General features: G+C 60.6%; 12 protein-coding genes. 4 read left to right on the top strand and 8 right to left on the bottom strand.

All coding sequences use genetic code 11. The features are described 5' to 3' along the window. Positions 1–123 precede the first annotated feature (123 nt). Positions 124–2,538: a transglycosylase domain-containing protein gene (locus AC13Q5_RS33530; RefSeq protein WP_457878088.1), complete on the bottom strand. Its 2,415-nt coding sequence runs from the start codon at positions 2,536–2,538 to the stop codon at positions 124–126. 337 nt (positions 2,539–2,875) lie between these two features. On the opposite strand from AC13Q5_RS33530, the gene AC13Q5_RS33525 reads away from it, so the two are divergent. Continuing rightward, entirely contained in the window at positions 2,876–3,064 is a 189-nt protein-coding gene (locus tag AC13Q5_RS33525) for a hypothetical protein (protein WP_075856796.1), read from the top strand. 434 nt (positions 3,065–3,498) lie between these two features. Then, positions 3,499–3,741 carry a DUF982 domain-containing protein gene (locus tag AC13Q5_RS33520; protein WP_075856797.1) on the top strand — a complete coding sequence of 81 codons (243 nt, stop codon included), beginning with the start codon at positions 3,499–3,501 and terminating at the stop codon, positions 3,739–3,741. 335 nt (positions 3,742–4,076) lie between these two features. Here AC13Q5_RS33520 and AC13Q5_RS33515 read toward each other — a convergent pair whose 3' ends face one another. The 5 genes from AC13Q5_RS33515 to AC13Q5_RS33495 all read right to left on the bottom strand — a co-directional run bounded on the left by AC13Q5_RS33515 (position 4,077) and on the right by AC13Q5_RS33495 (position 10,022). Beyond that, a complete protein-coding gene (locus AC13Q5_RS33515; RefSeq protein ID WP_488504726.1) occupies positions 4,077–4,931 on the bottom strand; it encodes an SH3 domain-containing protein in 855 nt (284 codons plus the stop codon). Between the two features lie 708 nt (positions 4,932–5,639). Beyond that, the gene (locus tag AC13Q5_RS33510; RefSeq protein ID WP_457877532.1) at positions 5,640–7,097 is read right to left on the bottom strand and encodes an efflux transporter outer membrane subunit; all 1,458 of its coding nucleotides are present in this window, start codon (positions 7,095–7,097) and stop codon (positions 5,640–5,642) included. A gap of 347 nt (positions 7,098–7,444) precedes the next feature. Next, positions 7,445–8,392 (bottom strand): phosphoribosylaminoimidazolesuccinocarboxamide synthase, encoded by a 948-nt coding sequence (locus AC13Q5_RS33505; protein ID WP_488504787.1) that lies wholly within the window; start codon positions 8,390–8,392, stop codon positions 7,445–7,447. 134 nt (positions 8,393–8,526) lie between these two features. Beyond that, positions 8,527–9,210, bottom strand: coding sequence for a phosphoribosyltransferase (locus AC13Q5_RS33500; protein ID WP_488504725.1), 684 nt, complete (start codon positions 9,208–9,210; stop codon positions 8,527–8,529). Between the two features lie 11 nt (positions 9,211–9,221). Further along, entirely contained in the window at positions 9,222–10,022 is an 801-nt protein-coding gene (locus AC13Q5_RS33495; RefSeq protein WP_488504724.1) for a pseudouridine synthase, read from the bottom strand. A gap of 344 nt (positions 10,023–10,366) precedes the next feature. On the opposite strand from AC13Q5_RS33495, the gene AC13Q5_RS33490 reads away from it, so the two are divergent. Both AC13Q5_RS33490 and AC13Q5_RS33485 read left to right on the top strand, forming a co-directional pair. Next, positions 10,367–11,086: a response regulator gene (locus AC13Q5_RS33490; RefSeq protein WP_457877554.1), complete on the top strand. Its 720-nt coding sequence runs from the start codon at positions 10,367–10,369 to the stop codon at positions 11,084–11,086. 3 nt (positions 11,087–11,089) lie between these two features. Then, positions 11,090–12,442 carry an ATP-binding protein gene (locus AC13Q5_RS33485; RefSeq protein ID WP_488504723.1) on the top strand — a complete coding sequence of 451 codons (1,353 nt, stop codon included), beginning with the start codon at positions 11,090–11,092 and terminating at the stop codon, positions 12,440–12,442. 65 nt (positions 12,443–12,507) lie between these two features. Here AC13Q5_RS33485 and AC13Q5_RS33480 read toward each other — a convergent pair whose 3' ends face one another. Both AC13Q5_RS33480 and AC13Q5_RS33475 read right to left on the bottom strand, forming a co-directional pair. Beyond that, the gene (locus AC13Q5_RS33480) at positions 12,508–12,714 is read right to left on the bottom strand and encodes a hypothetical protein (protein ID WP_075856804.1); all 207 of its coding nucleotides are present in this window, start codon (positions 12,712–12,714) and stop codon (positions 12,508–12,510) included. A 28-nt stretch (positions 12,715–12,742) separates the two neighbouring features. Next, positions 12,743–12,979 (bottom strand): hypothetical protein (locus tag AC13Q5_RS33475; protein ID WP_488504722.1); only part of this gene is annotated, 237 nt, incomplete at its 5' end.

The following is a 12,979-nucleotide window of genomic DNA, read 5'->3' as shown; positions in this document are numbered from 1 at the left end:
AATGGTTTGTCGCCCAAATTCCACATGGTCCCATATGCGCCGGGGACCAGCGGATTTGACGCGACCGCGTATCAGAGCAGCCTTGCCGCGGCCATGCAAGCGGCAAGGTGAAAAATTGCGATTTTATCGGCCAAGGATTACGTCGAGCAGCGAGGAACGGTGCGGCCGTGCGGTGGCGACCGGAGCGCCGCTATCGCCGACATCGGCAGGCGGTATATCGCTGTCATAGGGGTTGGAGCTGTAGGGATTGGTGTCGTCGGCAAGGTTTGCCGGCGGCAGATCCTGTGGATCTTCGTTGACGGAGGCCTGATTGACGATCTGCGGTTGGATCGGCTGCTGCGACGGCCGCTGCTGCAAGGTCGGCTGCTGCACCGGTTGTCCGCCATCGGCGACGCCTGAGATGATGTTGCCGATCGTCGTCGGCTGGTCGCCGTTCGGCGCCGTCTGTGCCATCGGCAGGCCGTTGTCGATGATCTGACCGCCGCCGAAGATCGGCGTCGGCGTGATGCCCTTGTGGGCGGCGACCATGAATTCCTTCCAGGCTTTCGCCGGCAGTCCGCCGCCGGTCACCTTGCGCATCGACTTGCCGTCGTCATTGCCGAACCAGACGCCCGTCGTCAGATGGCTGGTGAAGCCGACGAACAACGCATCGCGGAAGGATTGCGTCGTGCCCGACTTGCCGGCTGCCTGCCAGCCGGGAATGCGCGCCGTCTTGCCGGTGCCGTTGGCGATGACGCCGGCCATCATGGCGTTCATGTTGGTGACGATATCCGGGTTCAGCACGCGCTCGGGATTGTCGGTATTGGCCTGGTAGAGCACCTTGCCGGAAGCGGTCGTCACCTTGGTGATGACATGCGGCGCCACCTTGAAGCCGCCGTTCATGAAGGTGGCATAGGCGGAGGTGAGCTCCAGCAGCGATACTTCGGAGGTGCCGAGCGCAATCGAGGCATTGGCCTGCAGGTCCGATTCGATGCCGAGCCTGTGTGCCACCTTGATGACCTGATCCGGGCCAACTTCCGCAACGAGTTGAGCGGCAACCGTGTTCAGCGATTTCGCCACCGCGGTCGCGAGCGTCACGGGGCCGCTATAGCGCTGCTCGTAATTTTCTGGCGCCCAGTTGCCGATCTTGACCGGCATGTCGTTGCGGATCGAGTTGGGCGTCAGGCCGGCTTCCAGCGCTGCGGTATAGACGAAGGGCTTGAAGGCGGAGCCCGGCTGACGCTTGGCCGTCACGGCACGGTTGAACTGGCTCTGCGCATAGTCGCGGCCGCCGACAAGCGCGCGGATGGCGCCCGTCGCGTCGACGGAAACGAGCGAGGCCTGCGAGGCATTCAGCTTCTTGCCGTCCTTCTCGAGGACGTCGCTCAGCGCCTTCTCGGCCTTTTCCTCCAAGGACATGTCGAGCGTAGTGTCGACGATCAGGTCTTCCTTGACGTCGCCGCCAATCAGCTTCGGCAGCTGGTCCATGACCATGTCGGCAACGTAGTTCTCCGCGCCGCTCCAATAGCTCTTCGATCGGGTCGGCGGTTGCGACATCGCGGTCTTGATGTCGGATTCGCTGATGAAGCCCTGGTCGTGCATGGCCTGCAGCACCAGCTGGGCGCGCGCCTCTGCGGCGGCGGGATCACGGGCCGGCGACAGTCGCGATGGCGCCTTGACGAGACCGGCAAGCATGGCGGCCTCGCCGAGATTGACGTCCTTGGCGGATTTATTGAAGTAGCGCCGCGAGGCGGCCTCGACGCCATAGGCGTTGGAGCCGAAATAGACGCGGTTCAGGTACATCGTCAGGATCTGGTCCTTGGTGTACTTGTGCTCGAGCCACAGCGCCAGCAGCACTTCCTGCACCTTGCGTTCCAGCGTGCGGTCCGGCGACAGGAAGAGGTTCTTGGCGAGCTGCTGCGTCAACGTCGAGCCGCCCTGGACGGCATGGCCCGTCACGACGTTTGTCACCATGGCGCGCGCAAGGCCGATCGGATCGAAGCCGAAATGCGAATAGAAGCGCCGATCCTCGATGGCGATGATGGCTTCCGGGATATAGGGCGACATGTCGCTGAGCGCCACTGCCTCACCGCCCGTCGTGCCGCGATTGGCGATCAGGCTGCCGTCGAGATCGTTGATCTTGACGTTCGGCGGCCGCTCGGGGATCGACCAGGTGCTGGCGCTCGGCATGCGCGAGCCGTAATAGGCGACGAGACCCGCAAGGCCAATGCCGGCCCAGAGGCAAAGCACCAGGCCCCAATAGATCGTCGATCGGATGAAGCCGAAGAAACCGCGCCGCGGACGCGCACGTCGTGCGGGCTTGCGGCGGCTACGGGTGCGACGAGGCTTTGCGACCACGGGTTCATCCTCGTCGTCTTCATCCTCTTCTTCGTCGGGCTCCGGCTCCTCGTAGTATGTCTTGGAAGAAGATGAATATGCCTTGGCCGAACGCCTGTTGCCGACGATGCGTTCGCCGGCATCGAATCCGTCATCGCTGCGTTCTCGGCCGCTGGAAAAGGATGGTTCTATCCTCTGGCGTGATTTCTTCTTATCTGCCATTGCCGGCCGGTCGTACCTCGGTGCCCTCGTGTTCCATGTCTTCTATCAGGGTGTTTAGGGGAGCGGTAGAAATCTTTGAGCCTGCTCGGTCGCTGGGGCGGTGCATGGCCCGAAAACCGCCATTGGCTTTCAAGGTGGCGCAACCCGCTATTCGTCCACGAACCCCTCGTGAAGACATCAAGTCCCGCCTGAACTGTAAATGCGGCGATTTAAGGAGGGATTAAGAACATTTCGGTCGGCAACGCCGGTCAGTTCGTTCCTGCGGCGGCAGGCGTGCATAGGGAACTTTTCGCTACTCTGAGCATTATCCTCTCATAAAAACAAAGAGGGCGAACACATGAGTTCATTGCTGAAGATAGAGGAAGTTGACGAGAGCAAGTTACGCGAGGTCTGGAGTGTCGAGGATTTTGCCCGGCGCCACCGGATTTGCAAGGACGAGGAAGCCCGGCTGAAAAAGCTGTTTGGTGACTTTGCGACCAAGCAGGAGTTGCTCTCTAACGCGCAGCGGCCGCCACAGTTTCGTTGAAGGAAATTGGCGGGCCGGACGCGATGTTCATCGTGGGCTGCTGCAACCTCGGGGTTCGCAGCGGAGGAGGCTACGCCGATGTGGAAACGTTTCGAATTATGGCTGGTCGACCAGATTGACCGGATGTTCGGCCTCGAACGGCTTGCGCGCCGTGCCGGTTTCTCTCCAGATGAGGCGAGGCGGATCGCCCGTGAAAAATAGATCGTCCATTCGGCTTAGATTATCCGCAGCCATGTCCGTCCTTCGAAAATCTCAGGATAGTGCCTCGCTCGCCTCCATGCGTAGCGAGGCTGCGATGCCGGATGCGTCGATACTTCGCGCAGCGCACGCAATCTTCCATATTTTCGAATGGTCTGATCAAGGTTATAGTATTGTCATGTGGCCGTCTTGCAGGGCGGTTCCAAGCAATTGGTAGCGCGTGAGGAGGAGTGTTCATGCGACACATCAAATGGAGCAATCCAATCGAGATCGGTTTTGCTCAGGATACGTTCCAGGTCGTCACAGGCCCGTCCGAGGCCCTCAATTGCATGGCCAATCTGTGGCCCGACCGGCGCGGTCCGCTCTATGTGGCGGCAAGAAGCCTTTGCCGGGCTGCCATTGACGGCCGCAAGTCCGCCGAAGAGGCAAGGGAAATGTTCATCTCGGCGACGCGGGAAGCGCATCTCAAGATGCACTGAGGCGCGTCGGCGCCATTCGGGCCGATTAACCGTCCAAGTCTTGCGAGCCGGCGAAAGCGCGGCGGGAGTTGAGAGTTTTGGACGTGCGTAGTTCCATGAAGGCGCCCCGGTGATGCAGCTCCCGCGCAAGGCGGTGAGCGCATTCCTCTCGGAGGCGGTGCATCTCACAAAAAAGGCCGGCAACTTTGAAAGTCGCCGGCCTTTTGGCTTTTTGTAGCTTGCCGCACAGAACTGTGCAGCGTTCTTGCGATAACGACATGCGCAACATCAGAGACCTAAAGCGCGAAAAGCAAATATGAAAGATCGCGACGCGCTTTAGGAGTGTTGCACGGCCGTCAGCGGTTCGAGCCTCTTACGGACATCCGGCAATTCGGCTCCGACGCCGGGCATGGATCGCGGTGATCGGGGCTGTAGAGTCCCGGTTGACCGGCATTCGGCCGCGGATTGTTCTGCGGCTGCGGCTGCGGCTGCGGCTGCGGCTGTGGTTGAGCCTGCTGTGGCTCTGGGCGCTGGCGGTTGTCCGGACGATTATTGTCCGGGCGGTTGTTGTCGCGCTGGCGGTCTGGCCGGTTACCCCAGTCCTGGTTGTTGTCCGGGCGCTGTCTGCCCCAGTCGCGATTGTCGTCTCGCTGCCTGTCCCAGTTGCGGTCCGGTCTGTTGTTCCAGTCCGAACCCCGATCCCAATCGCGGTTGCGATCGGGACGACGGTCCCAATTGCGATCCGGCCCGTTATCCCAACCCGGAGAATTGCGGTCCCAGCCGCTGTCGGGGCGGCGGTCGACCCAGCCCGGGCCGCGGCGCCAGCGGTCGCGGTCACGATAGAAGTCGCGGCCACGATAATAGCGACCCCAGTAGTCGTCGAAGTTGAAGACTACGGTGGGGATGCCGAGCGGACGATAATATTGCGGGCCGACATAGATGCGGCGAGACTGGTAGGTCGCCTGGATATAACGGCCGGCTACCCAGCCGCGGCCGCCATAGAAGGAGACATCACACCAGGGTGTCTCATTGAGGCAGCCGTTAATCTGGAGCGGCACGCCGACGGGGATCATCGTCACGGCCGGATAGGCGGTGCTCGGACCGGACCGCATGTTGACGTTTGCAGTGGCAAAGCCTTCTGCCGCTTCCGCGATGGCTGGCAGCGCCACGAGCGCTGCCAGTATGCCCGCCGCAAGAACCTTGAACCTCATAGATTATTCTCCCTTTGCGCACCCACGCTGCGAAAACGCTGCCTGGTGCCTGTTCCGCTGTCGTGCGCCTACCCCGGCGCTCTTCGGTAAGACTTTCCAATTTCGGCAAGATAAAGGCCCGGCGCTGCACGGAATCTGATAGGATTCCATGGTGCCTCTTCAATCTTTGCATGTGTTGTAGACGTAATTGCATGAATGCAGCTTGAACGGCCTCAATTCGAAACTGAAAAGCCGCGAGACTTTTGACAAGGCTTGCCTACCTTCATCGACGTTACCGATGTGGCATTACCGGCTGTTTCAAAAGCTTTTCGGAAGAAACTAAAAAAGTGGCCTTGAAATTGCCACCTTGGACGCCGATATACGGTTCAGTCATGCAGCCGATGGGCGCTGGCGCGCTGGAAAGCGAGCCGTTTGGTCCGTCGATATCATGGAAGCAGCGTTAACTCTTCGTTGACCTTTCATGATCAATCTGGCTGCAGTTCCGCCCTTGCCTTTGACCACGGATGTACTGGCACTGATGTGAAGGCGGATGGCGAAAGGCCGGATCATTCCGGCCTTTTTGTTTTTTTGGCGATGGCGTGCTCTTGGCGAAAGTGGAGCGCGCCATTTTTATTTTCTGCATTGCTCAAGCGGCAAAAGAAAAACCGCCGCAGGTGCCTGCGGCGGTTTTTCAATTTAAGCGGTGCGCCTGCCAAACAGGCGATATCGTTAGTTCGCCTTCTTGGCCGAAACCTTGACGACCTTGGCCGGAGCCTGCGCCACGGTTGCCTTGCCGGCCGGCACATAGCCGGCGCCGATGTTGACGTTCAGCGAGATGTAGTCGATGGCGCTCTGCTGAACGGCCTGCGCCAGGCTCTGCTGAGCGCTGGTCACGTTGCGTTGCGCATCGAGAACGTCGAGCAGCGAGGATGCACCATCCTTATAGCTCGCGGTCGAGAGCTGCAGGGCTTCCTGATAGGACTTGACCTGAGCCTGCAGTGCAGAGACCGTCTGAGCATCGCGGGTGACGGCGGACAGCGCGTTTTCGACATCTTCGATCGCCGAACGCACCGTCGACTGCCAGGCGAGATAGTTCTCGCGGCTCGTCGATTCCGCGCTCTTGACGCCGGCGCGCAGGGCACCGCCGTCGAAGATCGGCAGGTTCAGCGACGGGCCGAACGACCAGGTGGTCAGGCCGCCGCTCGCCGAAGACGTATGGATATAGGTCGGCGAAATCGAGCCGCTGAGCGTGATCGACGGGAAGAGCTTGGCTTCTGCCACGCCGATCTGGGCCGTCGAGGCTGCGAGGGTGCGCTCTGCAACGCGAACGTCCGGACGGTTGCGGATGAGGTCAGCCGGAACACCGGTGCGAACGCTGCCGCGGAACACCGGCTGCCTGCCGCCGCCCTGCATCTGTGCGATGATCGTCGACGAAGGCACGTTGAGCAACGTCGCGATATGATGCACCTGCTGGCGATAGCTGATTTCATAACCAGGTACCAACGCCAGCGTCTGGTTGACGAGGCCTTCGGCCTGAACCACGTCGAGGCGCGATGCGGCACCGGCTTCGAGCTGGAACTTCGTCAGCGAGAGCGTGTCGCGCCGGGATTTCAGGTTTTCCTGAGCGATCGAAATGAGCGCCTGGTAGTAACGGGCGTTGACGTAGCTGTTGGCGAGATCCTGCAGATAGGTCAGGCGTTGGACGTCGACGGTGGAATAGGCGGCATCGAGCGAGGCGTTGGCGCTTTCCGTTGCACGGCGATACTGACCCCAGAGGTCGAGCAGCCAGGAAGCCGAAGCGGTGCCCGTCGTGGTATTGCGCCGTCCACCCGAAGAGGAAACCCTCGAGCCGCCCTTCTGGCCGCTCGTCGTGTTGTCGCCGGTGACGGTGAGGCTCGGGAGACCGCCTGCACCTGCCGTGACGACAGCAGCTTCCGCCTGGTTGATGCGTTCCAGCGCCTGCTGGATGGTAAGGTTCTGGGCAAGTCCCTGTGCGGCGAAGGCGTTCAGCTTGGTGTCACCGAAAGCGGTCCACCATTGCGAGCCGGCGACATCGCCGTTTGCCTTCGTACCACCCTCCGAGAATTTGGCCGGGAGAGGCATTTCCGGTGGCTTATGGTCTGGGCCGCTGACGCAACCTGCCAAAACAAGCAGCAGGGCGGGGGCGGCAGTACGAATGGAAACCATCACATTGTCCCACAATTCAATTTACTGATCAGTGTTTTTGTCGGGATCAGAATGACCCCATATGCCGGCGCTCCAGTCTTACACGATACAAACAATGACCCGAAGCGGTCGGCGTCAATCTAGCAACGAGTTTAGCAATAGCACAGTGGCTTTTACGAATTCTCGGCAGCGAACATATGTAGGATCGGGCGAAATATCAGCTTATCGGTAAAAAAAATCTGAAGTGTTGCAAAAAACATACCCTCGCATCCGCAATCAAGGGATGTGAATGGCGCAAAACTTCACCGCCGCCGCAACTTCCGGGAAGTTTCGGCGTATCGATTCAGCTAAACGACCGTTCAGACGGTCTATTGCGGGAAATAGCGGGCGAGGCTTGCGCGAACCCGGTCACGCGGTGTCGCGCCGCGATCGTCGGGCACGAAAGCAGTGCCTGTAATCGCTTCGTAAGCGCGGATATAGACCTTGGACGTCTGTTCGATGAGGTCGCCCGGAATCTCCGGAATCTTATCCTTGTAGGGATCGCAGCGCTCCGTGACCCAGGCGCGGACAAAATCCTTGTCAAAGCTTTCCGGGCGTAAGCCCTTCTCGAATCTCTCCTGATAGCTGTCGGCCAGCCAGTAGCGGCTGCTGTCGGGCGTGTGGATCTCGTCGGCAAGGATGATGGTGCCGTTTTCGTCGGTGCCGAATTCATATTTGGTATCGACGAGGATCAGTCCACGTTTGCGGGCGATCTCCTGTCCGCGCGCAAAGAGAGTCAGAGCATAGCTCGACAGCGTTTGCCATTGCGCTTGCGTCAGAAGTCTGCCCTCGACGATCTGCGTCGGCGTCAGCGGTTCGTCATGACCGCCGTCGAATTCCTTGCTGGTCGGGGTGATGATCGGCTCGGGCAGGATCTGGTTGTCGCGCATACCGTCCGGCAAGGTAATTCCGTACATCTCCCGCTGACCCTTCTTGTAGAGAGTCAGGATCGAGGTACCCGTCGTGCCGGCGAGATAACCGCGGACGACGACTTCGACAGGCAGGATATCCAGCCGCTTGCCGACGACGACGTTCGGATCCGGATAGTCGATGACATGGTTCGGGCAGATGTCGCGCGTCTGTTCGAACCAGTAGCGCGCCGTCTGCGTCAACACCTGGCCCTTATAAGGAATGCAGGTGAGGATGCGGTCGAAGGCGCTCAATCGGTCGGTGCTGATGATGATGCGGCTGCCATCGGGCAGGTCGTAGTTCTCGCGCACCTTGCCGCGATAGTAATTGGGCAGTTCCGGAAAATGGGCTTCGGAAAGAATTCGCAACGCGTCCACCAACAGGCTCGTGCATCCGCCCGGCGGATGCTTCTTGAGCGGACCCTTAACGCATTGCAGCCGGAATCGGAACGGTTTTCAAATACAATAATATGTATTCTGGTTTCCACGGTTCCTCGGCTGCGTCATTCGGGTCGGCGCCAGCAGCCGTTTTCACCCCGTTCGAGGATCGGTGTCGAAAACACCCCGACGATCCTCTCGCTCCATCGCTTGCCGTTTTGGTCGACACGATCCCGCCAGCGATCGGATTGCAGCATGGCCGCGCCGATCACGACAGGCTCGATGTCGCAAGACGTCAAAAGCGAAAGTCCGGCAGCGATCGAGGCGCCACTGGAAATCACGTCATCGATGAGCGCCACGCGTTTTCCTTCCAGCAGGGGCAGCATGCGCGGGTCTATATAAAGACGCTTCTGCTGGTTCGGCGTTGTGATGGAGGAAAGCGCGACTGACAGCTCGTCACGATACCAGAACTTGCGCGATGTTCCGAGCGGCACATAGCGCGCATGGCCGAGCGCGCGGGCCACCGCTGCCGCCAACGTCAGGCCGAGGGTCGGCAAGCCGGCGACGACATCGATATCATAAGCTGCGATCTGTGTGGCCAGCGCCTCCGCCAGCGCGTCCTGCACGGCAAAGCTTGCCTGATTGACGATCAGCGATGCCAGCGCATGGTCGCCGTCAGCTAACGCACGGATCGGCAGGCGCAGTTGGCGCCTATCCGGCAGTTCGGCCACATGGAAATCCGCGCGTTCCTCTATAGGATCGAAAGTGTCAGGCGCATGCAGCTCCTGCCAGAAGTCATGGGGTTGCATGGCGGTCTGCCCTATCTGTTGATCTTCATTCCCGCGCGCCGGTTCAGCTCGAGGATTTCGGCTTCGCTCAAGGCGCGAACCGCCCCCTTGGGCAGATCTCCAAGCGCGATATCGCCGAAAGCGACGCGCACCAGTCGCAGGCATTCGATACCAAGCGCCTCCAGCATGCGTCGGATCTGACGGTTGCGACCCTCCTTGAGCTCCACCTCGATCCAGCCGTTGCGATCGCCGCTGCGCAGGAGGCGGACGGAACTGGCGGTCAGCAGTTCGCCGTCGTCGATGATGCCGCGCTCCATGCGCGCGAGCTGCTCGTGATCCATGATCTGGTCGACCTGGACATGATAGGTCTTGCCGACATGGCTGACCGGATCGAGCAAGGCCTGCGCCAGCACCGTATCATTGGTAAAGAGCAGCAACCCCTCGCTCGCCTTGTCCAGCCGCCCGACGGGAGCAAGGTGGCGGGCATCGATCTCCTTCAGGCAGTCATAGACCGTCGGACGTCCCTCGGGGTCGTCGCGGGTGGTTACCAGCCCGCGCGGCTTGTTCAGCATGAAATAGAGCTTCTTCTCGGCAGCGATCTCCGTGCCGTCGACCGCGAATTTCGAATGCTCCAGATCGACCCAGGTGGCGGGATCGGACACTTTGCGGCCGTCGACGCTCACGCGGCCGGCCGCAATCAGCGCCTCCGCCTGGGTGCGGGAGCAATAGCCGAGCTTGGAAAGCGCGCGCGGCAAGGTCACGCGCTTGCCTTCGGGCTCCTGCCTGCCTTTCGCCGCCTTGCCGGATCTTTGCGGTGATTGCCGTTGGCTCACCCGTCTTGCCTCATGTGCCTGTTGTCGTGGCCCGGCATGGCAGCCGGTGGAGCACAATCCTTTCGCACGGCGACGAACCGGACGCAAATCGCTTTGTTGAAGGGAAGGAGAGGCAAACAGGGCTCGCATTCGTGGTGCGAGCCCTGTCGCGGACCGGAGCGGGCGATGGGGTCGGGTAGACGGCAACGAGGTTGCCGCCATTCGCTCCGGAGGGATCGCGGTTGCAGGGAAACTGCACTGCTTCTTTTGCTGGGATTTTTCAAAAGAGGGGAAATTTGTTACAGTTTGTAACGCCGGCCGTTTCCCTGTTGCCAAAACCGCCTCTCGCCCCGCATGGAAGAGCCATGGTTTCCGCATCGCTGCTTCTGGTCGAGGACGACCGCGAGATTAGGGCGCTCCTGGAGGAGTTCCTGAGCCGTGAGGGTTTCTCCGTGCAGGCGGCCGATAGCGCCGCTGCGATGGATCGCATTCTCTCCAAGGGTTTTCCGGATCTGATCATTCTCGATCTGATGTTGCCGGGCGAGGATGGCCTGTCGGCATGCCGCCGCATCCGCGCCCGCAGCAAGGTGCCGATCCTCATGCTGACGGCGAAAACGGAAGATATAGATCGCATCCTCGGCCTCGAAATGGGAGCCGATGATTATCTCGGCAAGCCTTTCAATCCACGCGAACTCCTGGCGCGCATCCGCGCCATCCTTCGCCGCTCCGGGCCGGAACGGTCGGAAGATGTCAGTCCCCCGTCAAGGCGCAAGAGCTTCGCGGGGCTGACGGTCGATCTTGATGGCCGGGTGATCGAGATGGACGGAGAGCGCGTCGTGCACCTGACAACGGCCGAATTCGATCTGCTCGTCTGCTTTCTCGAAAGGCCGCGTCGCGTGCTTTCGCGTGAGCAATTGCTCGACTGGACGCGCGGCCGTGGCGCCGATCCTTTCGATCGCACCATCGATGTCACGGTCTCCCGCCTGCGCACCAAGCTCGGGCACTGCCTGCCGGATGGCGCCCATATCATCACCACAGTGCGCAATGCCGGCTATCTCCTCACAATGGACGTGAAGGATGTCTGAGCCATGCTGAAACTCGGTCTCGTCGCCCGCATCATCATGATCGTCGCCGTGGCATTGTTCATCATCCAGCTTGCGGCTTTCGTCGCCGCACAGTTGAGGCCGAATACCCCGTTCAATCCGGAGCTATCGCCGGCCATGCAGGTCAAGACGGCGATCCGTCTTCTCGATGCCGTTCCCCCGGAAGCACAGCCGATTGCCGTTCGGGCGCTGAATGCCAATGGCCTGGCGATCCGTCTGGCCGATCTGCCGGCTCCGGGCCGAAAAGAGGAGGCGTCCAATCTGACGCTTACAGACAAGCTGGCCCGCGAATTTGCGACAATCGCCTTGGGCAATCGCTATTTCAACATGCGCTCGCTCTCCGAAAAGCCACAGGGCTGGTTCTCCGTTGGTGCGCCGGACAGGATCATGGAAGTGTCGATCGGCGTTGCGGGCGGCAAGATCGCCGTCTTCAACCTGCCTGACACGCCGACGGTGCGATTGAACGGCGTTCCCGTCGGCCTCATTGCCGGCATCCTCGGCATGTTGGTCGCCGTCATCGCTATTGCCGCCGTGGCGCGGGAAACCCGGCCCCTGACGCGCCTGTCGCGAACGGTCAACTCGATCGGCAATGACTTGCAGCCGGTTCGTATTCCCGAAAGAGGCGCTTGCGAGCTGCGCCTGCTGATCAAGGCGATCAACGCTATGCAATTGCGCATCGCTGCGCTCGTCAGCAACCGCACTCTTATTCTCGGGGCGATTTCGCACGATCTGAGAACCTATCTCACCCGCTTCCGCCTGCGCATGGAAATGATGCCGGAAACGCCGCATCGCGAGCGGGCGATCGCTGATGTCGAGGCCATGCAGCGGCTGGTGGAGGATGCGCTCGGCTTCGCCCGCAGCACCGTCGTCTCGGACGGCAAGACCATTGTCGATCTCGATGCGGCTGTTCGAAGTCACCTCGCCGAGCGGCAGGACGGGCAGGGTCTCGTCGCCTTCGCGCCGATCGGGCAGCCGATCGCCGTGACGATGACCGAGACCGCTCTGGTGCGGATACTCGACAATCTTATGGACAACGCGCTGCGCTACGGCGGTCAGGCCGATATCGTCGTCGAGCGGCGCGGTGATCATGGTGCCATCGTCGTTGGTGATCGCGGACCGGGCATTCCTGCGGAGCGACGCAAAGAGGTTCTTGAACCCTTCGTGCGGCTGGAGGAATCGCGCAATCGCGATCTCGGTGGCAGCGGCCTCGGCTTGGCGATCGTCCGCCAGATTCTCGATGCGCATGGTGGCGCACTCTGTCTGGAAGACCGTGAAGGCGGCGGCCTGAATGCCGTTGTCCTGCTGCCATTGGCGATAATGGAAAGAAGAGCGGCCTGAAAATAGACATGGCTAACCGCCTATCGCGCCCGGGCGCGATAGGCGCGTTGTGCAAGGCCGCCTGCTCAATGGCAGGTCAGGAATCTTTGCAGCTCCTGCCGGCTCAATACGATGCCAGCAGCTGCTTTCTGCGGATCAGGATGCGTATAGGTAAAACTTGGCAGGTCGGGCAGATCCAATGCCTGGCGCATGCTCATGATACCGAGCGCGCGGCGGCCATTGGCGCTGTCGAAGCTGACTTCGATGATGCTTTCCGGTCTTGTTGTATGCATTGTTTCCTCCCTTCCCTTTTTATCTGCCTCAAACCATAGCAGAAACCTTATGGAAAATCTTGGTTTTTCTGATGCTTGCGGCCAGTGGGTTTGGCCGCGAACCCAACAAGCCGCCCGGCAGCCTGGAAGGGATGTTCAGATGGATGAGCAGGACACATATGAAGGGGAAGCCGGTCGGATTCTGCTGCTCGAGCAAAATTTGACCATCCGGACAATATTTTTGCGGCCTTTTGAGGCAAAACTTCCCTCGGTTCTTGTTTGATCC

This window comes from Martinezella sp. CNPSo 3964 (genome assembly GCF_057784375.1).
Note: the sequence above shows the minus strand (reverse complement) of the source record. Positions and strands in the feature narration are given on the sequence as shown.